Below are 25,045 nucleotides of genomic sequence, written 5' to 3'. Positions count from 1 at the left end.
TGTAGTTCCCGACGCCCACGAGCAGATCGTGTTAACGTTATCTCGGACCTAGCGGCCCATCATAACTAGAACAGCCTTCGGGCGTTCGTCATGGTGGGCCGCTTTTCGTCGTTAACGGGAGGGTGTGCAGTGACTCAGGCTGAGATGGAGAAGATGCTCGAGGACCGCCAGCAGGCGGTCGAGGCGCTGACGGGATTCAAGCAAGCGTTCGTCCTTGCCGGGTGGAACGAGACCGTTGCCGAGCAGATGGTACTCGCAATGGTCCATTCGGGGGGAAAGAAGTGACGGATACGGCGCGAGCGGTGGAACGACTGACGGAGGACCACGTTGAGGTCGTCGATGGGCACGCTACGGAATGGCCACCGTTGCTGCAGTGGCTAGAGAACAGCGTCACCGAGATCGTCGCCCGCAATGGTGGTGGTGGCGGCGGCAACGGGATCCCGATCAACGAGGACGCGCTCCTGCTCCTCGATCACGTGCGGAAACGCATCAAGATGATGGGCGCCGCACTCTTTCTCCCTCTCACTGGTGACGTAATCGCAGACACGCAGGCAGCATGGGCGAAGGCTCAGGATGAGCGCACGGGCAACCGCATGGACGACCCGGCGTGGGAAGCGATCTGCGACGAGTTCCCCGACTGGGTACAGCGCATCACCGCCGCCGATGATCGCCCACACCGCATGGAGATGACGACACCTTGCCCCAGATGCGATGCGCGGTGGGTGTATGAGATCGACCGCAACGAGTTCGACACAGCCATGCTGTCCCCCACTGACCCCCGGAAAGCGGCGCTCGTGTGCGAGTGGAACATCGGACGCGCCCCGGTAGCCGAGTGCCGCAACCCCGACTGCGGCACACTGTGGGCTGGATGGGCTGAGGTGGCACGACTCGGGTTCACTATCGGAGCCCGCCAAGACGCCGCGGTCCTGGACGCGTGCGGAATCTCGCTGGAGCTCCACGCACAGGCTGGGTAACCACGAATCGAACATGTGTTTGCAACTGGTGTTCGATTTTGTGTTAACCTAGAGATGGCCCGTTGAACGCTGCCCAAAGGCAGGTTCCGGGCCTTCCTTATGCCCGAAGCGCCGGGCCACAACTGAATAGCCCGCGACGGCGGGTACGCCTTCTTAGCTCATCTGGTAGAGCAGCGGTCTTGTAAACCGCAGGTGGCCCGTTCGAGTCGGGCAGAAGGCTCGACTCCCGTGCGTGACGGGATCGTCCGGATCTGTGGGTTCGCCACAGGCCCAGGAAGCGGGCATGACGGTAGACGTTCCCGGACCAGAGCGGCTGTGCACGGCCGCATCACGTCGTCCTCGACGGCGACGGCCGAGACGTTCGAGAGCCGGTGGCGACAAGGCGCGCACGACCGGCACGACTTCAGGCAAGATGTAGCCATGCTCTCTCATCGCTGCGCATTCTGCGGAAACCAAACCCACCTCACAGCAAGGACTGCCCGGATTTGGGGCGAAGAGGTTCGCGAGGGCGTAGGTGAAGAACGCCGCACCGCGTCCGAGTGGCGCAGATTCTGCATCAGCATTGCGGCCACATGCGACGCCTGCCACAAGTTCAATGTAGGCACGGGCTTAACTTCATGGCGATATCAGAATCGCAATGTCCCCGACATCCTCGATGAGGCGACGGCGCGCAAGGAGGCTGAGGAAATGACCGAGGTCACATGGTCGCCCCCGTCCATGGTGCAGGCCGACACGGAATACCTCCCTGAGAAGATCGCGGGCTTCTACCAGGAAGCTCACGATGCCTTCAGCATCGGAGCATTCCGAGCAGTCCTTCTCCTGTCCCGAAGTGTCATTGAGGCGACCGCGAAGGTGAACAACGCCAGCGGTAAGACGCTCGTGAACAAGATCGACAGCCTCCACGAAGAGGGGCTCATTCGCCCCGGAACTAAGAAGGTTGCTCACGCTCTGAGAATCTTGGGTAACGACATGGCCCATGGTGACCTCAGCGAATCCCCGACTCCGATCGATGCTGAGGACGTCCTAAAGCTCGTGCGGATGGTGCTCGATGACGTCTACGTTGGCGAAGCCATGACAGCCGACATCCTTGCGCGGCGCGGGAAAGCCGCCGACTGACATGTCTAAGAACGAAACCCCCACGCCTCACCGGCTGGGGGTTTCGTCATTTCTAGATCACCCGTGCCGCGTCACACTCACTCATTGCCGATACCAGGGCGTCCGAGCACGGGGAACACTTCACAACGATCATGAACACCTCGCCTGGGACGGAGAAAGACTGATGTTCGAGAAGCTCCGTGAACGCGCCCCACTCATCTCCGCCATCCTCGACCCCGTGCTGATGCCCACCGAAGTCATCGTGAGCACGGTCACCGAGACCGAGGAAGACTGATGCATGAGTGCGAGGTGTGCGGAGGCATGTACCCGTCAGCGCTCGCAGCAGCCCTCTGTGGCGAGGATGATCGCGAAGCTGACCTCCATGCCCGCCAGATGATCCGCGGACGACACCGAGCTACCCAGTAGCGAACCCGAACCGATCCAGCATGGCCGGGCTCATCGGCCGGGTGAAGTGCTCCACGAACACCCCACACTGCAAGCACTCGTACCGCACCTCAGCAGGTGACGCCGCCCCCGCAGTGTACGAACCATCACGCGACTGATGCTCCACCATCAGCTCCACCTGCGACACATACCGGGTGATACGAAGCCGCTGCTGCTCACCACAGCCCGGGCATTTCATCGGACGCACACTCATGAGGGCAGGGTAAACGACATCACCGACACGGAGGACCGTGCCATGCCAGCCAAGGGCGACACCTGGGACCGGGAGCGAGCAGCACTCCGCACCACAGCACAACGCAGCAACACGCCGTGCTGGATCTGCCGCCAACCCATCGACTGGAACGCAGCACCACGCACACCACGATCATTCAGCGCAGACCACGTCACACCAACCAGCCTCGGCGGCGACCCACTACGACGCGCCAACCTCAAGCCCGCCCACTACGGCTGCAACAGCTCACGCGGCAACACCACACGCGGACAGTTCCCCAACTCACGCAAGTGGTGACCCCACCCGGGCCGGCGACCAAGCCGACCGATACCCCAGGGGGGCACCCCCATCGACGGGCAGGCTCCCGGACCTCCGGGGCGGGCAAGTTTCTCTCCCCACGTAAAAATCGGCTTCTGAGGGGGCTCTGGTGAGTGTTCTGAGTGCAATCACGGCGGAGCTGGAGGGGCTGACTTGTAAGCCGTGGGAGCGAGAGTCTGCGCTGGCCCTTGCGGGGCAGATGGATGAGTCTCCGAATGCGTCGCTTCATAAGGAGTTGCGCCAATTGATGCAGGATCTTGGTGCTTCGAAGCCGGTCGAGGCGGGTGATGTTGCTGATGAGCTTGCTGCTAAGCGGGCCGAGCGTCGTCGCGCCCAGGGTTCGTAGTGTCCCGGAGTATTCGTTCTCGTCAGGTGTTGAGGCGATAGAGCTCGCGGAGTCGGTTGGGCTTGAGCCTGATGTGTGGCAGCGGAACGCGGTCATGGACATCCTCGCGGAGGATGATTCAGGGCATTGGGCTGCGTTTGAAGCTGGCCTGATCGTTGCCCGTCAGAACGGCAAGGGCGCCGTTCTCGAAGTGATCGACCTCGCAGACCTGTTTCTTTTCAGCGCTGGCACTCGGGATTTCCTCGCGATTCACACCGCGCATGAGTTCAAGACCGCTCAGGAGGCGTTTCGGCGCGTCCTATTCTGGGTGGAGAACAACGACTGGCTGCGGAAGAAGGTTGATCGTGTTCGGACCTCGCATGGCGAGGAAGGTATCGAACTGCTGTCGGGTGCGCGTCTTCGGTTTCTCGCCCGTTCGGGCGGGTCAGGGCGCGGGTTCTCATGTGATCGGCTCACTTACGACGAGGCGTACGATCTTCCGGATGAGACGGTAGCGGCTTCGCTTCCGACGATGTCGGCTCGCCCGAATCCGCAGGTGATCTACACTTCATCGGCTCCCACGGGTTCGGTGAAGTCGGACGTGCTGCGCCGCGTGATGGCGCGCGGACGATGCGAGCCCGAGGAGAAGGACGGTCCCCCTCGAGAGCCGGACCCGAACCTCTGCTACATCGAGTTCAGTGCTGACCCGAAGGCTGACCTTGATGATGAGGTCGAGTGGGTACGTGCGAATCCTGGTACGGAGTCTGGGCGCATCCGGCTCGAGTTCATCGCGAAGGAGCGCTCGGCTATGTCCGAGGTGGCGTTCGCTCGTGAGCGTCTCGGGATTCTGGACGAGAACCAGGGCGCGACGGTCATCGATATGTCGGTGTGGGAGCAGCAGGGCGACGTGTTGTCGTCACCACTGGACCCGGTCGGGTTCGCCATCGACGTGTCTCCGGATTCGGCGTGGTCGTCGGTCGCCGTGTGCGGCCGTCGCGCGGATCAGAAGATGCATGTCGAGGTCGTGGAGCGTCGGCGAGGTACCGGCTGGGTGGTCGACCGCGTCGAAGAGCTTGTAGCTGCGTGGGCGCCGGTTTCGGTGACGCTGGATGCTATCGGTCCTGCTGGTGCGCTGTTGCCGGCGTTTGCGGAGCGAGGGATCGCTATCGAGGTCGTTTCGATGACGCAGTACGGGCAGGCTTGTGCTCTGTTCAAGAACGCGGTCGATGACGGCCAGCTCTTCCACAAGTCCCAGACCGGGCTTACGGCGGCTCTCGAGGCCGGCCGGAAGCGGCCTCTCGGTGAGGCCGGGCTCTGGGGTTGGCATCGCCGCGACACGACTGACATTACGCCATTGGTGGCGTCGACTCTTGCCGTATTCGGCTTCTCCCGCGGGGCGATCGCCCCTGAACCCGAGGATAACCGGGTGATCATCATGAGGTAGGTGGCTGTATGGCTGAAGCGATGGAAGTCCTGGGGAAGCTCGAGGACCGTCTGCGGATCCGTCAGCCTGATCTACAGGAACTCAATGAGCGCTTTGAGGGCGTGAATAAGCTGCGCCAGCTAGGGGTCGCGATCCCGGAAGAGCTCAAGTCGTTCACGGTGGTCCTGAATTGGGCGCGCGTGGTGGTCGATGCGATCGAGCATCGTCTGGACCTGTCGGGGTTTCGGATGCCGGGCGCTGAGGCTGCTGATACGTCGCTGTGGCAGGTGTGGCAGTACAACAACATGGATGAGCGGCAAGGCTTCGTGCACACTGATGCTCTGGCGCTGGGTACGTCTTTCGCTTGTGTGGGAACGAATGAGGACGACAAGGACTCCCCGCTCATCACTGTGGAGTCACCGCTGGAGATGACGGTACGGAGGGATCCGCGCACGCACCGCGTCACGGAAGCAGCCCGTTTCTATGATGCTGACGATTCAGGAACGGCGCAGCGCGCGACCCTGTATCTTCCGAACGAGACGCGCTGGCTGAAGCGCGAGCGCGGCCAGTGGGTGAACGAGCTCGAGCCTGATCTGCACGGGCTGGGCGCTGTCCCGGTAGTGCCGTTCGTGAATCGGCACCGCACTACCCGTCTTCGCGACAGTGTTCTCGAGGGCGCGTCGGAGATGGCTGACGTGATCCCGATCGCGGATTCCGCGTCGCGGGCGATCACCAACACCCAGCTCTTGCAGGAGACGCTCGTGGCACCCGCCCGAGGGGTGCTCGGTGCGACCAAGGGTGATTTCGTCGGTTCTGACGGGAAACCGTTGACCGCGTGGGAGACGTACTTTGGTGCGGTGTGGGCGATGGCAAATAAGGACGCGAAGACGTTCCAGTTCGACGCCGCCGACATGAAGAACATCGAGACGATCGTGAACATGTACGCGCGCCTCGCGTCTGGTGTGTCGCACCTGCCGGTCGAGTACTTCGGCCTCACCACGAACAACCCGCCCTCTGCTGAGGGGTACCGTGCTGGTGAGACGCGCCTCGTGAAGACGGCGGAGCGGAAGCAGACCGCGTTTGGGAACTCGTGGGAAGCCGTAATGCGGCTCGTGATCCGGTTCCGGGACGGTAAGTGGTCGGAGGACGCTCGCCGTATGGAGGCGCTGTGGCGTGACGCTGGCACTCCGACTGTGTCGATGGTCGCTGACGCGGTGTCGAAGTACTTCGCTGCCGGTCTTGTCGATTGGGAGACCGCGCAGGAGGATATCGGGCGTTCGCCGGAGATGATTCGGCGGATGAAGGAGCGGCGCGAGAAGGAGTCCGAGGCGGCGTTGTCGTTCGGCGTGCAGCAGGCATCCGAGGTGGTCAATGAGTATCCAGTCGGAAGCAGCGTACCGGTTTCAGAATGATGCAATTCGGCGTTCCGATCAGTTGACGGCGCGCGTCCTCCGATTGTGGGGGCGCGTGCCGGTCGATGATCTTGACGGAGGGTGGGAGCTCGTTGAGTCGGAGATGGTAGCCGCGGTTTCGAATGTCGCTGTCCAGAACGCGGCTTCGGGCGGTCGTATGGTCTCCACTGTGGGACGTGCTGACGGTGTGGCTTCTGGCGACATGGTCGTGCCGCACGCGTTCGCTGGCATCGACGGGGCGGGGCGCGACAGTGCGGGCTTGCTGCATGGTGCGGTAACGACGACGAAGGAACAGATCGGCCGCGGGGTGGCTCCGCACTCGGCGTTCCTCGCTGGCGCCTCATACCTGGCTGCGATGACGAAGACGGCGGTCGCTGATCTTGCCAGGTCGTCGGCGGCAGTAGCGTCTGCTGGGCGCGGGTACGTCCGTTATATCCGTGTCGTGAATCCGGGCGCGTGTGATCGGTGCGCGATTCTTGCCGGCTCGGACAGGTTCTCGAAGCCGTTCCAACGGCACCCGTCATGCCGGTGCACATCGGCACCTATCCGAGACGGTGATGCGACACCGGACGGGCTTCTGGCTTCCCCTGAGGAGCATTTCGCCTCCCTGTCTCGAGAAGAGCAGGACCGCATCTATGGGAAGGCCGGGGCTGAGGCTATCCGCATGGGGGCCGACCCGATCCAGGTTGTCGGTGCGCGTCGCGGAGCGTCCGGCATGTCGTACTCCCGGGCAAACCCTCGCTTCCCCGGGCAGAGGCTTCGCATGCAACGCGTCCAGATCGGCCGCAATCCGGACGGCTCCCCCATCATGGGCTACACCACGATCGAGGGCGTCACGAAGCGCGGCGTGTACGGACGCGCGCAGATGCGCGTCGGGGAAGAATTCGCACGGGTCGGGAACCGGCACTACTCGACGGCGAAGCGTGCACGACTCATGCCAGAAACGATTATGGAGCTCACGAATGATCCGGATCTGCGGAGAGCTCTCCTGCGTGATGCCGGCTACTTGCAGACCCCGCTCCGGGATCGCAGTACGAATGCGTGGATTCAGGAGCGTCTGCGCCAGCAGCAGCTCGACCGCGTGACTGCCGACACCTTCTATCGATCCCTCGGGATCGATCTCTACTAGCCGCCTACGGGCGGCTTTCTTGTTTTCCGGCTCGTGCGATGCGGGCCGGTTTCCGTTGAGCGATTCAAGGAGAAACACCCATGTCCGAACAGGTTGAGACGCAGGAGCCCGCGGTTGAGGCAGCGGAACCGGCCGAACTCGGCGATGCAGGTAAGAAGGCGATTGCTGCTGAGCGCGATGCTCGCAAGCAGGCCGAAGCCGCCGCTGCCGAGTACAAGAAGAAGCTGGATGCGATCGAGCAGGCCAGCCTCTCAGAGCTCGAGAAGGCCCAGCGTGCCGCAGAGTCCGCTGCCGAGGAAAGCGCACGGTTGAAGGCCGAGATCGAGTCTCGTGATCTTCAGATCCTCAAGCAGTCCATCGGTGCGGAACTCAAGCTGCCACCCGAGCTCGTAGCCCGACTCCAGGGCGACACCGAGGAAGCCCTGCGCGAGGACGCGAAGTCGCTCGCTGCTCTTGTCCCGGACACCACCTCTCCGTTCCCGAAGGCTGACCCGTCGCAAGGCGTACAGGGTTCCGCAGCCGGGGGCACCAACGCTGACCGCTTCGCGTCGTTCCTCGACAAGAAGCTGAACTAACGAAAGGAGCCAGCAATGGCTGGTATCGATCTGAACCGCACTACCACTGGTGCGGCCGATCTCCTCCCGAAGGAGATCTCTACCGAAATCTGGGCGGAGACGCAGGAGCAGTCCGCTGTGATGCAGCTCGCCCGCCAGATCAACATGCCCGGCAGCGGTGTGACGATCCCGATCATCACCGGCGACGCTGAGGCTGACTGGGTCGCTGAGACCGACGAGAAGCCCGTGTCGCGTGCGTCGATCGGGTCGAAGCAGATCACCCCGTACAAGCTCGCAGTGATCGAACCGTTCTCGAACGAGTTCCGCCGCGACCTGCCTGCAGTGTACGAGGAACTGCGTCGGCGTCTCCCGAACGCGATCGCGAAGAAGTTCGATCAGACCGTGTTCGGCACGACCGCCCCGGGTTCGAACTTCGACACCCTCGGCGGTGCGGCCGCGGTCGCGATCGGCCCCCATGCGACCGATGCGAAGAAGTCGACCTATGCGGGCCTCGTCGAGGCCTACAACAAGGTCGCCGAAGCGGACGGCGCGCTCGACGGGTGGGCACTGTCGCCGCAGGCGAAGGGTCTCCTCCTCAACCAGGTCGACTCCACTGGGCGTCCGCTCCTGTTCTCGTCCATCCAGGACGGCACGAGCATCACGCAGATCCTCGGCGAGTCGGTGTACTACACCAAGGGCGTGTTCAAGGCCGGCAATCCCGCGACGATCGGGTTCGCTGGCGACTGGAACTCCGCGATGTGGGGTTCGGTCGAGGGCATCAAGGTGTCGGTCTCGAATGAGGCGACCATCACTGACGGCACCGTGACCGTCGGTTCCGGTGAGAACGCCGTCGAGATCCCGAACCAGCTCAACCTGTGGCAGCGGAACATGTTCGCGATCCTCGTTGAGATCGAGGTCGGATTCCGTGTCCGTGATGAGGATCGGTTCGTGCGTCTCACCAACGGCGCCCGCAGCTAACCGGCGTGAGGGGCTGGCTGCGGCCGGCCCCTCACACGTTCTTGGGAGGTAGTGATGGCTACGAACCCTGCAACGAAGGATGATCTGCAGGCGCGCTCGTTCCGAACCCTGACCCCGACGGAACTCGCAGTTGGTGAGACTCTGCTTGGCGATGCGTGGGCGCTCGTGCTCTCTGCCCGACCAACGGTTGCGGATCGGCTCGACGCCCTGCCGAAGGACATCGTGTTCGAGGCGCTCGTGAAGCAGATCCTCTGCGCGATGGTGCTGCGCGTTCTCTCCAACCCGGAAGGGAAACTCGAGGAACGACAGGACGACTACCAGTACCGCCTGGACTCGGCGGTGTCCTCGGGAGCGCTGTACCTGTCGGATGACGAGCTTGCTCGCCTATCTGACGGTGACGACTCCTCGAGCGGTGCGTGGACCATCGGCCCCTCGTTCTCGAACGTGCGCAAGTGCTGGACCGGGCCCGACACATGGGTACCAGCATGATCGGGCACGCACTCGAAGCCGGACGACGCATGGCCGAAACCCGCATGACTGAGATGGTCACGGTGGGGCGGTTCGAGATGGTACGCCCGCCGGGATCGCTGGATGCCGTGCGGACTCTCGTAGAGACCTTCTACGAGGGGCCGGCGCGTGTGAAGTACCCGTCTGCCTCGGCGTCGGTGAAGAACCCGGCCGGTCAACAGATCGCTGAGACGAACATTGTCGTGTCGCTTCCAGCGGTGTCGGCTTCGGTGCCGACTGGGGCGCTCGTAAGGGTAGATGCGTCTGCTTCTGACTCGGCGTTGGCGGGGCGGTTCTTTCGTGTGGAGGGTCCTGCGCAGGCGGGTCAGACGACGGCGCACCGTTATCCGGTGGTGGAGGAGTCATGAGCGATCTTGACGACCTGCACCGAGATCTCGGGACAGTGCCACGGTACTCACAACGGTTCGTGCATGCAGCGCTGGGTAAGACGGCGCTCGGCATGAAGAAGTCCTGGCAGGAGCACGCTGCTGGCCCTTCCGGTTCTCACGCGCGTGGGTACCCGTTCTCGGTCGATTACGACGTGACGGGTGACTTCCCGAGGTATGAGGCTGAGGTTGGTCCGAATCTGGGACGTGGGCAGGGTGCGCTGGGCATCCTTGAGGACGCTCCTGGTGGTGTGTCGGCGGCTCCGCAGAAGGCGCGCCCGAAGGTTGTGTCGGATAACGAGGCCGATTTCGAGAAGGGTCTCGATAAGGCTGTTGATGATGCGTTGCGGAGGGCTGGCCTATGAGCGAGTTCGATGCGGTGCGGAGTCTGCTTGCCGATCAGCCGATGCTGTCGGGCCGTGTGAAGGATACTGCGGTCACGGATCGGGGCGAGGTTGTCAGGGATAACTACGTGGTGCTGTTCGGTGCCGGCCCTGACGAGCTCGATGACGCCCGGTATGGGTCGATTCCGCGTCCTGAATCGGACGCTGAGTTCGAGTTTCCGGGGCGTGCTGTTGGGACGGATCCGGAGGCGGTGCGGCTGATCCTGCATGCGGTTCGGCAAGTCGTTGGCCGGAAGCCGCTTGTCGCTGGGCGGCGGTGTGATCCGGTGGTGGTCGATTTCGACTCGGTGAAGGTCGACAACTCGGTGTCGCCGCCGCTGTACTTCAGTGATTTCTGGGTCCGGTTCTGGTCAAGGAGGGCATGACGTGTTTATCAGGGTGAAGTCGCGTGACACCGGTCACGAGTTCGACATTCACGAAGAGCAGTTCGATGAAGCGAAGCACACGCAAGTGAAACGGTATCCGCCGTCGAAGCGTGTGCGGCGCACCAAGTTCAGGGCCGGCTTCAAGCCGACCCTTTCTGTTTCCCCGGTTGGGGAGGAAGGAGTTGGGGATGGTTCAGACGATTCCTAACGGTGTGAAGTCGATGGGCACCCGTCGTGTGGTGTTCATTCCGGGCGGTGTCGCGGATCTCGATGCGATCACTGTAGCCGAGGTCACGAGTGGTGAGAACGTGTCGTGCTATCTGACGCGTGCTGGCGGGTTCGAGGTCGGCGGCGAACAGCAGACGATCACAGATAGCCGTTACTGCTCGGCTCAGGATTTCGAGATCCCAGGCACGAAGCAGAAGACGCTGCAGACGCAGTACACGTTCAACCTGGGCGATCCTCTGCAGGACGAGGCCCGCCTGGCGCTTGTCGAGGGCACGAAGGGCACGATCGTTCACTTCCTCCAGAAGGACGAGGACGACGACACGTTCGAGGCTGACGACTGGTATGAGGCCGTCAATGTGGAGTGCGGCGAGCAGAGCGTGGTCGCTGTCGAGGACAACGCTATGGACCGCATCCGGCAGAAGCTGTTCGTGCAGTCGAACTGGGTGCAGTTCAAGCAGCTCGTCGCAGGCACGCCGTAACTGACTTCCGGGGTGGGGTTGCCCACGAGCTCCACCCCGGAGCACCTCTCATCGTGGAATCGTGGATGGAGACTTTGATATGTCGTTGAAGACGAAGCTGAAGCAGGCGAAGCCCGATTTTGAGGACTTCACGATCTGCCTGGACCGGCCGCTCGCGCGCGAGTACGAGAAGGCCAAAGAAGCTGCGCTTGCCAGCGCGAAGGATCGCATGGCGGCGAATCCGGCGAAGGATCCCGAGGTTGTGCGCTTGGGGAAGCTGGTGGATGAGGCCTCGGTGACGCTCCGCATTTATGCGCTGCCGTGGGGTGAGTACAACGAGCTCGTGAATCAGCATCCGGCCCGTGATGGTGTGGATGAGCAGTTCAACTCGATGACGTTCTTCCCTGCCGCAGCGAAGGCCAGCGCGGTCGAGGTGACCGACAAGAGCGAGATCCCCGTCCATGACGAGGACTTCGACGCGCTGGTGGAGCAGATGAGCGATGGCGAGTTCGATCGACTCGCTGGTGCTGTGGTAATCGCGAACCGGTCGAATCGTTCGGTCGGTATCGCCCCTTTAGCGTAAGGCTCCGCACCGACAGGAAGCTGCTGCGTGACCTTCGTATCGCGAAGGAAATGGGTTTCGCGCCGCGGCGCCTGTGGGGGTGGGAGCCAGAAACCCGGATCGTGCCAGACGGTGACGGGTGGCTGATCCTGCGGGAGCCGGAGTTCGACAAGGAACAGTACGAGCTACTCGCGGCACTGCACGAGCATGAGGCGTCCGTGAACGATCTCGGGATCCCGCTCGACGAGGCCATGTCTCCGCTTGCCGACCCGGACCATCCGAATGCTACGCACGCGTATGTGGCGAAGCCGGTTCGTGATTGGGCTGAGCAGGCTGTGTATGAGGCGCAGCAGGACGAGAAGTGGAACGGCGACAACTACACGCCGGCACGGAAGTGGCGCGTCGAACGCGTTGACCTCTAACCCGAGTACGTGCTGACGGATATCGGCGCTCCGTCGGCCTCGCACGCACGCGAGACGGCGTTGATGAGGTCGTTGGTCTTCTGCCGAGCTTCCTCGTACACGTAGACATCGCCAACGTTCGGCAGTTCCTGTACGAGTGTCTGGAGTCGAGCCTTCACATCGCCTTCAGCGGCCAGCGAATCCCGGTCGAAGTCGTCGCGTAGAGACACCCAAAGGTCTTTCGCGTTCCCCTTGGCTTCGTCAAAGATGTCCGCAATTCGGCTCGTGTTGCTCGCGAACGACGAGCAAGCTTCCTCGTTAGCTGAAACCTCTTCTGTCGGCTCGTCGGGAATCGTCTCCGCTGTCGTTCCGCAGCCAGTTAAGACCAGCACGAGCAGCGCCGTAGCGGCCAGTTTCTTCACGCCCCCATCTTAGGGGGCTTTTTGCGTTTCTAGGAGGCCTGCATGGCTGAACGGATTGTCACGATCAAGCTGATCGCTGAGGCGACTGGTCTGGTGCAGGGCTTCAACCGTGCGAAGGACGCGGTTGCGGAGACGAAGACGAAGGTTGAGGAGTCGGCACGGTCGTCGCGTGAGGAGTGGGCGAAGGTCGGAACTGGCCTGACTGCTGTTGGCGTCGCTATCACTGGTGTAGGTGCTGCCGCGTTGAAGACGGGCATTCAGTACAACACGCTGCAGCAGACGACTCGTGCAGCGTTGACGTCGCTTCTGGGGTCGGCGCAGGCGGCGAATGCGCAGATGGACAAGCTGGATGATTTCGCGCGCAATAGCCCGTTCTCGAAGGCGACGTTCATCACTGCGCAGCAGCAGATGTTGGCGTTCGGGATAGAGGCTAAGAAAGTCATCCCGTACCTGGATGGGGTGCAGAACGCGGTCGCTGCCGCAGGTGGCTCAAACGCTGACATCGAGGGCATCGTTGCGACGATGTCGAAGATCCAGTCGTCTTCGAAGATCACTGCTACCGACCTGATGGAGTTCGGCAATCGTGGCGTGAACGCGGCCGAGCTGATCGGTTCGCAGATGGGCAAGACCGGCGCCCAGATCCGTGAGGACATCACCGCCGGCACCCTGTCCGCGGAAGACGCCCTAGATGCGCTCGCGAAGGGCATGTCAGAGACGTATGAGGGTGCTGCGGACAATGTGAAGAACACGTTCGCGGGGGCAATGGACCGGGTGAAGGCGGCTTGGCGTGACTTCAGCGCCGAGCTTGCTGCTCCGTTGGTGGACCCGAACGGTGGCGGCGCACTCGTCGATCTATTGAACTGGGCGGCGGACGCGATGCGCGCCTTCGAGGACCTGCCCGGCCCGGTCAAGACAACTGTGACGGCGTTGACGGGACTCGTCGGCGTGGGGACCCTGGTGGCTGGCACTGCGATCCTCGCGCTTCCGAAGTGGTTGGCTTTCAAGGACGCGCTTGCGACGTTCTCGCCGGCTACCGCCACGGCCAGGGGCGGTCTTATGGGCATTGTCCGGTTCCTTGGTGGACCGTGGGGCATCGCGCTCATGGCTGCAGCGGCATCGGTCGCGGTTTTCAACGCCGCGATGGATGGGTCTAAGGCTTCAGCGCAGCAGATGGAGACCGCCATTAAGCAGGGCAAGTCCGCTCTCGATGAGATGTCGTCTACCGCGGCACAGAACGAGCAGGGGCTGACGACCATGTTCGTCAATGTTGGTCAGCATATCGACGACCTGCCGGCACTGATGGACAAAGCAGCCACGGCAGGACGCGGGTTCTTCTCCTCGATGACGTTCAACGAGAACGCAGCGTTGGATGTCGTCGCAGAATTCGGAACAACTCTCTCGAATCTCGCCGCGACCGATCTTCCGCGTGCGCAGGCTGCGTTCAAGGCTTTCTATGACACGGCCGGTTTCAACGATGCTCAGGCACTAACTGCCATCAACGAGGAGATGCCCGGGTTCAAGAACGGTCTGATCGACGCAGCGAACGCTGCAGGTCTCGCGACGGATGATGCGACCTTGTTGAAGCTCGCTCTCGGTGAGCTCGAGGGGGCTACAGCGGATGCAGCCGAGGGTGGCGAACAGGTGTCGGCGTCGCTGGCAGAGATTCAGGGGGTTGCGGCCTCAGCGAACGAGGCGATCACAGCGCTCGCGGAGGAGATCGCCGGTTTTGGATCTGCTCAGATTGACGCGGAGAAGGCGGCACTCGCGTTCGAGGAACAGCTCGCCTCGCTGAATCAGCGAGTCGCTGAGGGGGCGACTGGCCTTGATCTGAGCACTGAGTCTGGGCGTGAAAATAGGGCGTCCTTGTTGGCTATGGCTGAGGCTACCAATACGGCGGCGGCTGCAACACTGCAGGCGACAGGGTCTCAGGAGAGTGCGAATGCAACGCTTGGGCGGGGTCGGGACGCGCTGATCGCGGCCGCCATCCAGTACGGGTGGACTGAGGCTGAGGCGAAGGCTTACGCGGATCAGGTGATGGCGACTCCGGAGACGGTGGCGACGTGGTTTTCGAACAATGCGGATGCGGCTCGTGCGGCCGTGGAGCAGTACAAAAACACGATTGACGCGATTAAGTCGCAGGTCGCAACAACGATCACGACAACGCTGGACGTGTTTACGAATCTCTCACCGGATAAGAAAGCGTACGGCGGAACGGTCGGCTACGCGGCTGGCGGCACCATCGGCGGTATCGGTGGAGGGATTGCTGACGGCACTGTGTACGGGCGGGGTGGAACGAAGTCTGACTCCGTTCTCGTCCGACTTTCGCGTGGCGAAGAGGTCATCCAGGAACCGTACGCGTCGATGTATCGGCGTGAACTGAAGCAGATGAACCGCGGCGACTTCGCCCCGTCTTCGGCGGCGGGGCACCAGGTGATCGTCGTGCGTGAGGTCGGTGATGTGTATGTGCAAAATCCGTTTACGGGCAAGTACCTGCTGTCGAAGGTAGATGCTGTCGCGAACTCTGCCATCGATCAATTCGTGGAGCAGACCGAGACTGAGCGGCGAAGGGCTGGTGTGTGATGGCGTGGACACTGAATGCGGGTGACCGCCATCTCGAGTTCGGGTCGTCGCTAACTGGTCTCGGCCTGATGACGACGCCCGAGGTTCGGGCGACGCTCGAGCGGGACTCGTACCGCAACCCTCGCAGTGACGGCCGGCGTCTCGGCCGCGGCTACCGGGCCGGTCAGGTCGTGTCACTCCAGGTGGAGGCACGACCTGACCATCGGCCTCTGGATGAGGTGTGGCGTGAGCTGTTGGCGGTGTGGCGGGCTGACGGGGTGCGCGAGCGCCCCGGCGGGTACGCCACGCTGACAGCTGACTCTGGGCGCACGGCGTACGGGCTGCCGGCGGAGCTCGACCCGGATCAGCAGCACCACCTCTACCAGGTCGACCGGGCCGGACTCGAGTTCGAGTGCATGGACGACCTCTGGTACGGGCCGACCGAGAACACCACTGTGCGCTTCTCGGTCCCCGAAACTGGTGGGCTCACCTTCCCCGCTGAGGCCCCGTTCACGTTCGATTCGGGTCCGGTGCAGCGCAACGGTGTCCTCGTCGTCGGCGGGGACACGCTCACTGGCCCCCGGTTCGTGATTCACGGCCCGGTACTCAACCCCGTGGTTGAGGTCCGCGGCGTCGGCACCTTGCGCTTCGACGTGGATCTTGCGTACGACCAGGTGCTCATCGCGGGGACCAGGTGGTGGGAGCGATGGACGGTAAGGGACGGCGCACCGGTCCCCGGTGTGCTCTCTCCGCAGGGGGATCGGCTCGCGGATATGCAGCTAGGCCCTGGCAGTTACGAAGTGGTCCTGACGGGGTATGACCCGTCCGGGACCGGCTATTTGGATGTGCAGGTTGAGCCTGCCTTCACGAGCCCTTAAGGAGGCATCATGGCGTGGCTTGTCCCCTATGTCATCAATGGCGCGCAGCACACGGCGAGTTTGTTTCGTCGGCAGGCGCAGCGCCCCGCAACGGATACCTCCGGGGTTGCCCGGCCGGACGATCTCAAGGTCACCCAGTTGCCGCAGGCCGAGGCCGGGGTCCGGATCATGCCCGGCGGGCTCACGATCCAATCCAGGTTCCCGAACCGCGACCGCGAGTCCTACGGGGTGGAGAACGCTGACGGCGCGGTCGATATCACCGGCCTCACCGGTACGACCAGCGCAGCCCGGCGTGACGCGGTGATCGTGCAGGTGCTCGACCCGAACTACATGGCGATCACCCACGAAGCCGCCGCGCTGGAGAACTACACGCGCGTCACCGTCGTGCAGGACGTCTCCACGAGTGCGAAGCAGATCGGTGACATTCCCTCCATGAACGGGGTCACCGGCTACGTGTTGGCGTTCATCGACTGGCCGGCGAACCAGACCGTCGTGCAGGGCTCCTACATTAAGGACGCCCGGAAGCTGGCGTCTCCGAAGCGTACGGACGGGACCACGATCGCGTACCCGACCGGGGCGACGACCACGGGTCGGCGCATCCCGAACGGCCCCACCGCGTACGGGGACTGGCCGCTCGAGGGGAACGAGCGCCCCCTGGTGGAGATCCCCACCTGGGCGACATACATTCTCGTCACCGCGATTGTCGAGGGTGCCTGGTATGCGGGCGGCTCCAACACGACCGCGAACACCGTGGGTGCTACGCGCGTTGCGCTCGGCGGCCAGTACTCGGAGAACGGAATCCTCGTCAAGGGGCAGGATGACCGCGGCGACCGGCATGGGTTCGCGATCATCGGCCGTGTCGCGATCCCAGAGGCGATGCGTGGCACCACGCAGCGGCTCAGCCTCCAAGGGGTGCGCACTTCCGCTTCGAACACTGGCGGCTGGTTCGTGGATTACCAGTCGTGCATCTCGATGACGTGGGTGTTCTCTGAGACGACGTAGGAGGCGGCATGCTGCGGTACATCGTCGAACGCGCCTCGGACGGCCGCTTCCTCGAGCTGGATATTCCGATCGATGTGACAGGAGCGTCTCGTGTGCTGTGTGGTCCGGGCCGCCTCTCCGGCAGCATCGCCCCGGACCTCGGCGATCTGCGCACCGCGACCGGGGATCTCCTGATCGATCAGTACGCCGCGTTCGTCCACGAAGAGGCAGACGGCGTGATCCGCGGCACCTGGTTGGCCACTCGCTCCGCCTACCCCGATGAGGAGTGGACGATTGAGGGCGCTGGTTTCTCCGCGTTTCTTGACGGCCGCCCATACACGGGCGAGTACAACGGCGTGAACGTGGACGTCGCCGACGTCGTGCGGCACATCTGGGCGCACGTGCAATCACAGACCCGCAGCAACATTAATGTGACTGTCACTGGCAGCACGGGTGTGAAGGTCGGCACGTCATCCGATCAGGCGCTCGCGCAGGCGCAGTCCGCGGCGACGGCCGCGAAGGCCGCAGCGGATGCCGCGAAGCGGAACCTGGATGCGGCCAGGGCGCAGGCGAAGGCGTCACCCACGCCGGCGAATAAGGCGCTCGTGGAGTCGCGGAAGGCGCAGTCCGACGCGGCGAACGCGGCGAAGAAGGCCGCCGATGCGCGCCTGTCCGCAGCGAAGACCCGCGTGAAGGAGGACGGTGGGGCGTGGAAGATCCTCTGGTGGGATACCCCTGACTGTCTTACGGAGATGCAGGACGCGATCGAGGAGGCCGGCCATGAGTGGGTCGAGTGGTCCGGGTGGAACGCTGACCGCACGAGAATCTTGAAGGAGATCCGGATCCTGCCCCGTGTGGGGCGTCGGCAGGATGAGCTCGCGTTCATCGAGGGTGACAACATCATCGAGGCCGTCACCGTGGAGGCCGACTCCGCGGAGTTCGCGAACCAGGTCGTCGCGATCGGTGCCGGGGAAGGCAGGGCTGCGCTGCGCGTCACCCTCACCGAGAACGACGGCCGCCTCGTCAAGCCGTACGTGCTCGACGCGAAGCACGTCACCAAGAAGAGCGTCCTCGAGACGCTTGCCAGGAACGAACTCGCCCGCCGCAGCGTCCCGTTCCGTGTCGCTGCGATCCGCGTCGACACCTCACACCCGAACGCGCCCCGCGGATCGTTCCAGGTCGGCGACGAGATCCTCGTCGACTGCACCGTGTCGCGGCTGGGCCGCAAACAGCTGTGGCGGCGTATCGAAGAGATCGACTGGATCGACCTCGACACCTGCGACCTCATGTTGGGAGATGCTCTATGACTAGCCTCGCACGCAAGGTGCAGCTCCGCCGCCAGGCGCAGACCGCGAAGAACACCGCGGAGCGGATCTCCGCGATCTCCAGGACGGGTCAGGTGTCCCGCACTACCGTCCCGGTGGGTGAGGATGATCTTCCTGTGGTGGAGGTCGCGGAGGACGCGAAGCTCGCCACCGAGGCGCTCCCCGATCTCGAGGACTCGACGCTGCTCGCTGGCGATGATGCCTGGGAGGCGTGGGACCAGTCGGAGTACGCGAAGACCCTCGCGGATCGCCTCGAGGGCGAGCTCGGCGACGCCCGTGATGAGATCGACCAGACCCGCACCGAACTCGAAGACCGCCTGTCGAACGCGGAGACAGGCCTTGAGGGTGCGGATCAGCGCATCACCGCGGCGAAGGACCGCGCCGATGAGGCGTTCGGGGAGGCGGAGACCGCTCAGGCTGCGGCCGACGTAGCGAATGCGCGTCTTGCCGACGCGATCGCGAGCAGCGTGAACGGCATCGAGAACTCATCGTTCGAGAGCGGGCTGCAGGGGTGGACCTCGTCGACGTTCTCGGCCGCGGCGAGCTCGACCGCGAAGCACGGCCAGCACGTCGCCGAGCGCGTCAGCGTGGCCGGCGTCTGGGAAGCCATCCACTCCTCACGGGTGCGGGTCTCGGCCGGTCAGGTGTGGCGGATCAGCGGGTGGTGGCGGAAGACGGTCGACGGTGCAGCCGGCATCGTGCAGGTCATGTTCCGCACGAACGCTACCTCGAGCGATGTCGCTACGAAGGTGCTGGGCACCAGTGAGCTCCCGGTCGGACAGTGGGTGCAGCTCTCCCAGGAGTACACCATCCCCGAGGGCGTCACCGAGATCTGGGCGAAGTTCCAGATCAACAACGCCGCGACGGGCACGTTCCAGCTCGATAAGACCTCGCTGTCGGATGTGACGGAGGAGCTCGCCCTCCGGAAGCTCGCAGCGGATGCCCAGGCCGCCGCGACCGCCGCGCTCGCACAGGGTAAGGCAGGCCTCGCAGCCTCCGGCGAGCTGCTCCCGAATCCGATCTTCTCGCTCGGAAGCAACGGCCTCGACGGGTGGAGCGGCACCGGTGGCCGCTCACGCGGAGACGGTCTCATCATCGGGATGACGCTCGATATGGCGAGCTTCCTCCCCGAGACCGTGAACCGCACCTCATATGCAGCTGCGATCGTTCCGATCGCACCCGGCGACGTCATTGAGATCGCCGCGGACTTCATCCTCATAGGGACGGAGCCCCTCTACCTCGATGTCACTGTCGGTGGTGTCCTCGAGACTGTGACCATCCCAGCGGGCACGAGTGAGCGTTCGGTCGCGGTGCGACGCACCAACACGGCCTCCAGCGCGTCGGCCGTGATCGTCCGTCTGCGGATGGATGCAAGCGGAGGAGAATCCGCCGCGTTCGTGTCCAAGATGTCCGTGAAGAACATGACCGCGCTGGCCGCGGCGGAGTCGACAGCGAGTGAAGCCCGGCAGAAGGCCGACTCTGCCGTCGCGTCGCAGGTTGACGAGTACGCGATCAGCGACTCCCCGACGGCGGAACCGAGCGGGGGGTGGTCGCAGACCCCGCCCGCGTACGTCGAGGGGCAGTGGGTCTGGCGGCGCGCGATCACCACGCTCGGCGACGGCAGTGTCGTGGTCGGGTTGCCGGTCCTCACGACGGGACCCGAGGGTGCGCCGGGTGATGCTGGCGCGTCGGCGGTGTCTGTGGCAGTGGGCAACGAGGCGGTCACGATCCCGTGCACGAGCGACGGTAAAGTCGTGACGGCGACCGAGATCGCTGTGCCGTATTCCGGCTGGGTGGGGAGCGAGAGGGCGGCGGCGACGATCGCGGCCACGAATCTCCCCTCTGGGATCACGGTGCAGTTCACTACGCCGGCGACCACCACCGGGAACGGGCTGCTCGTGCTGCGCGCGGAGGGAAATTCCACGCTCGGGGGTGCCGCGTCGGGGACGATCTCGCTGACGGTCACGACGCAGGGCACGCCGTTCCTGGTGCTGCTGTCGTGGGCGAAGGCTTCGGCCGGTGCCGCGGGAGCGCCGGGTGACCCGGGAGCGCCTGGCGCTCCGGGCGCTCCCGGTGCCCCGGGAGCGTCGGTGTCGACGCTGACGATGTACTACCTGCTGTCAGCATCACAGCCCGCGGTGCCCGTCACGTCGCCGCCGCCAGCCCCGTGGACGGGTACCGAACCGACGCCCAGCGCGGGCGAGACACGAAGTCTCTACGCAGTGGTGCGGACGGTCCTGTCGACCGGCGCATGGTCGTACGGGCCCGTGTCGAAGGTCGCGTCGTTTTCTGCGGCGCGTACCGCGTACGAGCGGGCCGACTCCGCGCTGACGATGGCGGGCACGAAGTCTCGGGTGCTGTACTCGACCTCGTCGCCGTCAGGTACGGCATATGCGGGTGACCTGTGGCGACGCCAGCCCACCACGGCGGAGATCGCCGCCGGTGCGAGCACTGGCGACATCATGCAGGAGTGGCGCCACACGGGTACCGCGTGGCAGGAGACGAAGATCTCGTCCTCGGCGATCGCGAACCTCGACGTCGGGAAGCTGACCGTCGGGACCGGTGTGATCTCGGACCTCGTCGCGCAGCATCTCGCGGCGCGCGCGGGTCAGTTCATGGAACTCGACGTCGACCAGCTCAACGTCACGGGCGGCAGCGCCATGCGGCAGGCGGTCATCGACTACCTGTTCGCGAACGTCGTCAAGGCGAAGCTGCTGACGGTGACCGAGAAGATCATCACGCAGGATGTCATCGCGGATGGCGCGATCCTCGCCCGCACGCTCGCCGCCAACGCGATCGACGGCATGACGATCACGGGTGCTCTGATCCGTACTGCGCCAAGCGGGCAGCGTTTCGAGCTCGCCGCGGTTGGTCTGCGCGCCTATAACTCGGCGGGCCAACTGGTGTCGACACTGTCGCCTGCCAATGGTGCGTTCAATGTGAGCCGCGGTACAGCGCAGGAGTATGCACAACTGGATCCGCTGAACGTTCACGTCCGTCAGCCAGACGGAAGCACCTACCGGTTCGCGAACATGAGCAGCCTCGGTGTCAGTGTGGCCCAGTATGCCGGTGGTGCGGATCCCACGCGGAGGAATTCGCAGGGGTTGTACTACTCCTCCAGCTTTGGGGTATCCCGGGTCGCACCCGTCGCAACTCTCGATACCACGTTCCGTGTGAATGGGTCCGTTGAGGGCACGCAAGCTTCGGTCTATGCGTCAGGTGCCCGAGGCAGTGAGTACCGTTACGCGGGGTTCGGTATTGGGACTGACAGCAACGATCAGCTGTACTCATATGGGAACTTTGATCGCCTAACCGTCGACCGGATCACGTCGGCCGAGAGCGCGATCGACGTGAATGTTCCTATCGCCGTCAATGAAATTCGCTCTCGGAGCACTGGCACCATTCGGTTCGCCGATCCCGTCGAGTACGCCTCCGATACTGACTGGGTGTACCCAACCTTGATTCGCGGTACGAATCTCGTGGGAAACGAGTTCGGATATCGCCGTGTCGGCGGCGTCGTCTGGTTACGGGGACGAGTGATCATGCCACAAGGGCAGCCGATATTTGTCATGCCCCCCGGTTTCCGGATCGATGGTGGTGACGACAATATCGTCCCCGCTGATGGTGGCGTCTATGTGAGGTTGAACATTATGGGCAACGGCGGCATCCAGTCGCAGACCAGTCAGGGTGGCTACGTCTCGTTCGGCGGCATCAGTTATCTGCCCGCCCCGGCCTAGTGCTGGGCGTCTTTCGAAAGGTGAATATGTGTCATATCTGAAACTGTTTCGGCTCATGGAGGACCGAACCCTGCTGACGAGGGTCGCTGCGTGCGCGGCGACCCTCCACGTTGTGGAGCCTCTGCAATGGGCGCATGATCGCGCCTGGGAGCTCGCTACCCAGGAAGGGTGGGTGAGCGCCTACACGGAGGCGGAAGGGACCGATCCCGGGGCTGATGAATCAGCGATCACGGATGCGATGATCCTCGTCGCCGTCGAAGACATCCTCTCCACCGAAACCCCGCCCTCTGATGCCCCGCCCGAGGATGCGTCCCCGGATCCGAACACCGACCCGAGCCCCGCCGAGTAGCGGGGCTTTTCGCATGAAAGGAGGGGCCCATGGGCTTCTCAGCACTCGCCTCTCGCGCGGTCGCAAACCACGGCAAGTACAGCCCGAGGCAGGGCACAGCCGTCCGATACCTGATCGTGCACCATTGGGCTGGCACGAGCGGCGGTGACGCTCGCCTCGTGAACCCATTCGAGGCGGTCAGCGCGAGCTACATCCTCTACTCAGACGGCTCTCTCGTCGGTCAGGTGCCCGAGGAGTACCGGCCGTGGACGTCGGGGTCGTGGGACGCTGACGCTCCTGCCGTGACGGTCGAAACCCAGAACTCGGGAGGTGCCCCGGACTGGCCGGTGTCGGACGCCGCGCTCGAGCGGATCGCGCAGCTCGCTGCGGACCTCTGCCGCCGCTACGGCTGGGGACGCCTCGACCGCAGCCGCGTGCGCGGCCACCGCGAGTTCTACGCGACCGCATGCCCGGGCCCCTACCTGTGGGCGCGTCTCGACTACATCGTCCAGCGAGGTAACCAGATCCTCGCCGGCTCACCATCTACGACTCCCCAGGAGGATGACATGACCCCCGAACAGGCCAAGCAGCTCAAGGCCGTCTACGACGCCACCTTCACCACCTCCGAGACGTCGCGCGGCACGATCCGCGGCGTCCTCGGGATGCTGAAGATCGTCTACGACGCGATCTTCAAGTCCACGAAGACGAGTGCGGGCACGCCGGGCGGGCTGCTCCCGTCGATGAAGGTCATGCTCGACCAGCAGGCGGAGATCCTCTCCCGCCTCGACAAGCTCGAGCCCCGGGAGTAGGCCGATGCCGGACCGGTTCATCCCGCCCCGATGGCGAACCGCGCTCCGCGGCATCCGCGCCACTCTCTACGTCCTCGTTGCCGGGGCCGGGATCGCGGCGATGACCCTCACCCCGACAACGATCGCGGGGACTATCGGGGAGCCGTTGATGTACTGGTGGGCCAGTCTCGCCACGGTCGGCGCGCTCACAGCGCTCTGGGGCGTAACGGCGGACCGGTATCGCATCGAATGGGTGGCGTCGTGGCCGGCGACCGGCGGCACCCTCGTCTACGCCGCCACCGTATGGGGACTCGTCGCACAGGGTGAGTCCACGCGCTCAACGCAAGCGTTCATCGTCACCGCGCTCACGGTCGCGCTCGCCTACCGCGGAGTGGAGCTCGCCGCGCACGCCGCGAAGCTGCGCGCTGATCACCACAGGGGGAAGTGAGTATGGAGTGGATCGGGATCATCACCGGCGTACTCGGATCGCTTGTCGCGGTGGGCGGCCTCATCCTGTCCTGGCGGAAAGCGCGCCACGATGAGGAAGACGGCATCTCAACCAGTGAGCGAGAGTCACGCCGCGACACGATCGCCGACCGCGACGCTTTCATCGACCAATACCAAGAGGACATGCGCGACATCAGATCCCGCATGTCCTCGGTCGAGGGTGAGCTCGATATCGAGCGGGCCTGGAATCGCATGCTCGTGGACCACATCTACCGGCAGCTCCCGCCCCCACCCCCGTCCCGACCGACACGAACTTAGGAGACCCCCTTGATCGAATTCGTTGTCCCACCCGCACTCATCATCGGTGTGCTCGTTGCGACCGTGCTCCCCCTCCTGGTGGGACTGGTCACCTCGACCATCACGCATCCCGGGAAGCGGGCCGTACTACTCGCGGTCCTCTCGGCAGTGACGGGCCTGCTGTCCGAGCTCGGCGCAGCGCTCACTGACGGCACGACCTACAACCTCGGCATCGGTCTCCTGACCGCTCTCGCGGCGTTCCTCACCGCGGTCGGTATGCACTTCGGCCTGTACAAGCCCACCGGCACCGACAAGAAGCTGCAGTCCATCGGTCGCCACGCGGCCTGACGCCACACACGATCACGCCCCCGTCCTGCTCTTCGGAGCCGGGCGGGGGCTATTCGTCGTTCTCCGCCTGCACGGCTTCGAGACCCCCACCTGCCACATCGACAGTGAGGGTCTCGACCAGACGTATAGTGGCAGTCAGCATGATCCGAGACTACCGCCCGAACCGGCCGCTGCCCGGCCGAGTGGGCATTGATGCTTCCCGACTAGCGGGATAGGTTGAGCGGTATGGCTAGAACTACTCCGCATCGGATCACGAACAAAGAACTCCGCGGACTCGAGGCCAGCACGGCCCTGCTAGCGCATTACGCTGAATTGCTGAGCAAGCCGGGATTGGAGAAGCCAGTCTCATCTCTCGATTCCTCGTATGCGAACATTCTTGAATCCGTGAAGATTGTGGAACGGATCTCAACCCACGTTCATGATCTCGCGCGCAAAGCAAGGGATAACCACGAACTAGAGTTGCGAACGCGCTCATCCACAGATGCGTAATGAGCTCTAGCCTTCCGCTAGCACCTAAGCGTCAGTGCCGAGTATTCCTCGTTCGATGAGTGCATGCACGGCTTTCGCCGCTTGTGTCGCCGTGCGCCCAAGAATCGCGATCTCGATGTCCCCATCGCTGGGGAGTCGTGACGCACACTCAGTGAAGCCGTCCGAGAATCCGGCCATCATTAGGTCGGCGTCGTACCGGTCGCGCACCTTCGAATGCTGGTACTCCACGAGCGCCTGACGTCGCGCCGCCT

At 63.9% G+C, this 25,045-nt stretch carries 29 protein-coding genes and 1 tRNA gene; 28 read left to right on the top strand and 2 right to left on the bottom strand.

Annotated features, from left to right (window positions below; all coding sequences use genetic code 11):
* Nucleotides 1–129: 129 nt before the first annotated feature.
* The 18 genes from JD276_RS04515 (at nucleotide 130) to JD276_RS04425 (ending at nucleotide 12,216) form a co-directional block, all read left to right on the top strand.
* The gene (locus JD276_RS04515) at nucleotides 130–285 is read left to right on the top strand and encodes a hypothetical protein (protein ID WP_200114333.1); all 156 of its coding nucleotides are present in this window, start codon (nucleotides 130–132) and stop codon (nucleotides 283–285) included.
* Nucleotides 286–302: 17 nt separating this feature from the next.
* Complete coding sequence (locus JD276_RS04510) at nucleotides 303–974, top strand: hypothetical protein (protein WP_200114332.1); 672 nt, start codon at nucleotides 303–305, stop codon at nucleotides 972–974.
* A gap of 147 nt (nucleotides 975–1,121) precedes the next feature.
* Nucleotides 1,122–1,194, top strand: a tRNA-Thr gene (locus JD276_RS04505).
* Between the two features lie 467 nt (nucleotides 1,195–1,661).
* A complete protein-coding gene (locus tag JD276_RS04500) occupies nucleotides 1,662–2,090 on the top strand; it encodes a DUF4145 domain-containing protein (RefSeq protein ID WP_200114330.1) in 429 nt (142 codons plus the stop codon).
* A gap of 1,082 nt (nucleotides 2,091–3,172) precedes the next feature.
* Nucleotides 3,173–3,409 (top strand): hypothetical protein, encoded by a 237-nt coding sequence (locus JD276_RS04490; RefSeq protein WP_200114325.1) that lies wholly within the window; start codon nucleotides 3,173–3,175, stop codon nucleotides 3,407–3,409.
* 94 nt (nucleotides 3,410–3,503) lie between these two features.
* Complete coding sequence (locus tag JD276_RS04485; RefSeq protein ID WP_200114323.1) at nucleotides 3,504–4,832, top strand: terminase large subunit domain-containing protein; 1,329 nt, start codon at nucleotides 3,504–3,506, stop codon at nucleotides 4,830–4,832.
* An 8-nt stretch (nucleotides 4,833–4,840) separates the two neighbouring features.
* Nucleotides 4,841–6,223, top strand: a complete 1,383-nt coding sequence (locus JD276_RS04480) for a phage portal protein (protein ID WP_200114321.1) — start codon at nucleotides 4,841–4,843, stop codon at nucleotides 6,221–6,223.
* Entirely contained in the window at nucleotides 6,183–7,352 is a 1,170-nt protein-coding gene (locus JD276_RS04475) for a hypothetical protein (RefSeq protein WP_200114319.1), read from the top strand. The genes JD276_RS04480 and JD276_RS04475 overlap by 41 nt, the downstream gene beginning before the upstream one ends.
* Nucleotides 7,353–7,432: 80 nt before the next feature.
* Entirely contained in the window at nucleotides 7,433–7,927 is a 495-nt protein-coding gene (locus JD276_RS04470) for a capsid assembly scaffolding protein Gp46 family protein (RefSeq protein ID WP_200114317.1), read from the top strand.
* Between the two features lie 15 nt (nucleotides 7,928–7,942).
* Complete coding sequence (locus tag JD276_RS04465; protein WP_200114315.1) at nucleotides 7,943–8,884, top strand: phage major capsid protein; 942 nt, start codon at nucleotides 7,943–7,945, stop codon at nucleotides 8,882–8,884.
* A gap of 54 nt (nucleotides 8,885–8,938) precedes the next feature.
* Nucleotides 8,939–9,373: a Gp19/Gp15/Gp42 family protein gene (locus JD276_RS04460; protein WP_200114313.1), complete on the top strand. Its 435-nt coding sequence runs from the start codon at nucleotides 8,939–8,941 to the stop codon at nucleotides 9,371–9,373.
* Nucleotides 9,370–9,759, top strand: coding sequence for a DUF6093 family protein (locus tag JD276_RS04455; RefSeq protein ID WP_200114311.1), 390 nt, complete (start codon nucleotides 9,370–9,372; stop codon nucleotides 9,757–9,759). Before JD276_RS04460 ends, JD276_RS04455 begins: the two co-directional genes overlap by 4 nt.
* A complete protein-coding gene (locus tag JD276_RS04450) occupies nucleotides 9,756–10,142 on the top strand; it encodes a hypothetical protein (RefSeq protein WP_200114310.1) in 387 nt (128 codons plus the stop codon). The genes JD276_RS04455 and JD276_RS04450 overlap by 4 nt, the downstream gene beginning before the upstream one ends.
* Nucleotides 10,139–10,546, top strand: coding sequence for a hypothetical protein (locus JD276_RS04445; RefSeq protein WP_200114309.1), 408 nt, complete (start codon nucleotides 10,139–10,141; stop codon nucleotides 10,544–10,546). Before JD276_RS04450 ends, JD276_RS04445 begins: the two co-directional genes overlap by 4 nt.
* A 1-nt stretch (nucleotide 10,547) precedes the next feature.
* On the top strand, nucleotides 10,548–10,754 hold the full coding sequence (locus tag JD276_RS04440; RefSeq protein ID WP_200114308.1) for a hypothetical protein: 207 nt from the start codon (nucleotides 10,548–10,550) through the stop codon (nucleotides 10,752–10,754).
* On the top strand, nucleotides 10,735–11,253 hold the full coding sequence (locus JD276_RS04435; protein WP_200114307.1) for a phage tail tube protein: 519 nt from the start codon (nucleotides 10,735–10,737) through the stop codon (nucleotides 11,251–11,253). Before JD276_RS04440 ends, JD276_RS04435 begins: the two co-directional genes overlap by 20 nt.
* Before the next feature lie 79 nt (nucleotides 11,254–11,332).
* Nucleotides 11,333–11,815 (top strand): hypothetical protein, encoded by a 483-nt coding sequence (locus JD276_RS04430; RefSeq protein WP_200114306.1) that lies wholly within the window; start codon nucleotides 11,333–11,335, stop codon nucleotides 11,813–11,815.
* A gap of 50 nt (nucleotides 11,816–11,865) precedes the next feature.
* On the top strand, nucleotides 11,866–12,216 hold the full coding sequence (locus JD276_RS04425) for a hypothetical protein (RefSeq protein ID WP_200114305.1): 351 nt from the start codon (nucleotides 11,866–11,868) through the stop codon (nucleotides 12,214–12,216).
* Here the strand turns inward: JD276_RS04425 and JD276_RS04420 are convergent.
* The gene (locus JD276_RS04420) at nucleotides 12,213–12,617 is read right to left on the bottom strand and encodes a hypothetical protein (RefSeq protein WP_200114304.1); all 405 of its coding nucleotides are present in this window, start codon (nucleotides 12,615–12,617) and stop codon (nucleotides 12,213–12,215) included. The two genes, JD276_RS04425 and JD276_RS04420, sit on opposite strands and share 4 nt — an antisense overlap.
* Nucleotides 12,618–12,659: 42 nt before the next feature.
* Here JD276_RS04420 and JD276_RS04415 point away from each other — a divergent pair, with 42 nt between their 5' ends.
* The 10 genes from JD276_RS04415 to JD276_RS04370 all read left to right on the top strand — a co-directional run bounded on the left by JD276_RS04415 (nucleotide 12,660) and on the right by JD276_RS04370 (nucleotide 24,305).
* Nucleotides 12,660–15,197: a tape measure protein gene (locus JD276_RS04415; protein WP_200114302.1), complete on the top strand. Its 2,538-nt coding sequence runs from the start codon at nucleotides 12,660–12,662 to the stop codon at nucleotides 15,195–15,197.
* Nucleotides 15,197–16,054, top strand: a complete 858-nt coding sequence (locus tag JD276_RS04410; protein WP_200114301.1) for a hypothetical protein — start codon at nucleotides 15,197–15,199, stop codon at nucleotides 16,052–16,054. The genes JD276_RS04415 and JD276_RS04410 overlap by 1 nt, the downstream gene beginning before the upstream one ends.
* Before the next feature lie 9 nt (nucleotides 16,055–16,063).
* The gene (locus JD276_RS04405) at nucleotides 16,064–17,056 is read left to right on the top strand and encodes a hypothetical protein (protein WP_200114300.1); all 993 of its coding nucleotides are present in this window, start codon (nucleotides 16,064–16,066) and stop codon (nucleotides 17,054–17,056) included.
* A gap of 8 nt (nucleotides 17,057–17,064) precedes the next feature.
* Entirely contained in the window at nucleotides 17,065–18,342 is a 1,278-nt protein-coding gene (locus JD276_RS04400) for a hypothetical protein (protein ID WP_200114298.1), read from the top strand.
* Between the two features lie 485 nt (nucleotides 18,343–18,827).
* Nucleotides 18,828–22,097: a carbohydrate binding domain-containing protein gene (locus JD276_RS04395; RefSeq protein ID WP_200114297.1), complete on the top strand. Its 3,270-nt coding sequence runs from the start codon at nucleotides 18,828–18,830 to the stop codon at nucleotides 22,095–22,097.
* A 172-nt stretch (nucleotides 22,098–22,269) separates the two neighbouring features.
* On the top strand, nucleotides 22,270–22,446 hold the full coding sequence (locus JD276_RS04390) for a hypothetical protein (protein WP_200114296.1): 177 nt from the start codon (nucleotides 22,270–22,272) through the stop codon (nucleotides 22,444–22,446).
* A 29-nt stretch (nucleotides 22,447–22,475) separates the two neighbouring features.
* A complete protein-coding gene (locus tag JD276_RS04385) occupies nucleotides 22,476–23,234 on the top strand; it encodes a peptidoglycan recognition protein family protein (RefSeq protein WP_200114295.1) in 759 nt (252 codons plus the stop codon).
* 4 nt (nucleotides 23,235–23,238) lie between these two features.
* Nucleotides 23,239–23,661 (top strand): hypothetical protein, encoded by a 423-nt coding sequence (locus JD276_RS04380; protein ID WP_200114294.1) that lies wholly within the window; start codon nucleotides 23,239–23,241, stop codon nucleotides 23,659–23,661.
* A gap of 2 nt (nucleotides 23,662–23,663) precedes the next feature.
* Entirely contained in the window at nucleotides 23,664–23,978 is a 315-nt protein-coding gene (locus JD276_RS04375; protein WP_200114293.1) for a hypothetical protein, read from the top strand.
* A 9-nt stretch (nucleotides 23,979–23,987) separates the two neighbouring features.
* Nucleotides 23,988–24,305: a hypothetical protein gene (locus JD276_RS04370; protein WP_200114291.1), complete on the top strand. Its 318-nt coding sequence runs from the start codon at nucleotides 23,988–23,990 to the stop codon at nucleotides 24,303–24,305.
* A 513-nt stretch (nucleotides 24,306–24,818) separates the two neighbouring features.
* Here the strand turns inward: JD276_RS04370 and JD276_RS15850 are convergent.
* Nucleotides 24,819–25,045 (bottom strand): hypothetical protein (locus JD276_RS15850; protein ID WP_233615336.1); only part of this gene is annotated, 227 nt, incomplete at its 5' end.

The sequence above is a fragment of the Leucobacter chromiisoli genome, from assembly GCF_016522505.1.
Lineage (GTDB): Bacteria > Actinomycetota > Actinomycetes > Actinomycetales > Microbacteriaceae > Leucobacter > Leucobacter chromiisoli.
This window is presented reverse-complemented; position numbering and strand designations above follow the sequence as displayed.

Coding starts and splice junctions, on each gene's coding strand:
- JD276_RS04470 (WP_200114317.1), top strand. CDS start 7,433: ATGTCCGAACAGGTTGAGACGCAGGAGCCCGCGGTTGAGGCAGCGGAA.
- JD276_RS04415 (WP_200114302.1), top strand. CDS start 12,660: ATGGCTGAACGGATTGTCACGATCAAGCTGATCGCTGAGGCGACTGGT.
- JD276_RS04480 (WP_200114321.1), top strand. CDS start 4,841: ATGGCTGAAGCGATGGAAGTCCTGGGGAAGCTCGAGGACCGTCTGCGG.
- JD276_RS04380 (WP_200114294.1), top strand. CDS start 23,239: ATGCCGGACCGGTTCATCCCGCCCCGATGGCGAACCGCGCTCCGCGGC.
- JD276_RS04425 (WP_200114305.1), top strand. CDS start 11,866: ATGGGTTTCGCGCCGCGGCGCCTGTGGGGGTGGGAGCCAGAAACCCGG.
- JD276_RS04410 (WP_200114301.1), top strand. CDS start 15,197: ATGGCGTGGACACTGAATGCGGGTGACCGCCATCTCGAGTTCGGGTCG.
- JD276_RS04455 (WP_200114311.1), top strand. CDS start 9,370: ATGATCGGGCACGCACTCGAAGCCGGACGACGCATGGCCGAAACCCGC.
- JD276_RS04500 (WP_200114330.1), top strand. CDS start 1,662: ATGACCGAGGTCACATGGTCGCCCCCGTCCATGGTGCAGGCCGACACG.
- JD276_RS04385 (WP_200114295.1), top strand. CDS start 22,476: ATGGGCTTCTCAGCACTCGCCTCTCGCGCGGTCGCAAACCACGGCAAG.
- JD276_RS04375 (WP_200114293.1), top strand. CDS start 23,664: ATGGAGTGGATCGGGATCATCACCGGCGTACTCGGATCGCTTGTCGCG.
- JD276_RS04430 (WP_200114306.1), top strand. CDS start 11,333: ATGTCGTTGAAGACGAAGCTGAAGCAGGCGAAGCCCGATTTTGAGGAC.
- JD276_RS04405 (WP_200114300.1), top strand. CDS start 16,064: ATGGCGTGGCTTGTCCCCTATGTCATCAATGGCGCGCAGCACACGGCG.
- JD276_RS04460 (WP_200114313.1), top strand. CDS start 8,939: ATGGCTACGAACCCTGCAACGAAGGATGATCTGCAGGCGCGCTCGTTC.
- JD276_RS04465 (WP_200114315.1), top strand. CDS start 7,943: ATGGCTGGTATCGATCTGAACCGCACTACCACTGGTGCGGCCGATCTC.
- JD276_RS04445 (WP_200114309.1), top strand. CDS start 10,139: ATGAGCGAGTTCGATGCGGTGCGGAGTCTGCTTGCCGATCAGCCGATG.
- JD276_RS04400 (WP_200114298.1), top strand. CDS start 17,065: ATGCTGCGGTACATCGTCGAACGCGCCTCGGACGGCCGCTTCCTCGAG.
- JD276_RS04450 (WP_200114310.1), top strand. CDS start 9,756: ATGAGCGATCTTGACGACCTGCACCGAGATCTCGGGACAGTGCCACGG.
- JD276_RS04475 (WP_200114319.1), top strand. CDS start 6,183: ATGAGTATCCAGTCGGAAGCAGCGTACCGGTTTCAGAATGATGCAATT.
- JD276_RS04485 (WP_200114323.1), top strand. CDS start 3,504: ATGGACATCCTCGCGGAGGATGATTCAGGGCATTGGGCTGCGTTTGAA.
- JD276_RS04435 (WP_200114307.1), top strand. CDS start 10,735: ATGGTTCAGACGATTCCTAACGGTGTGAAGTCGATGGGCACCCGTCGT.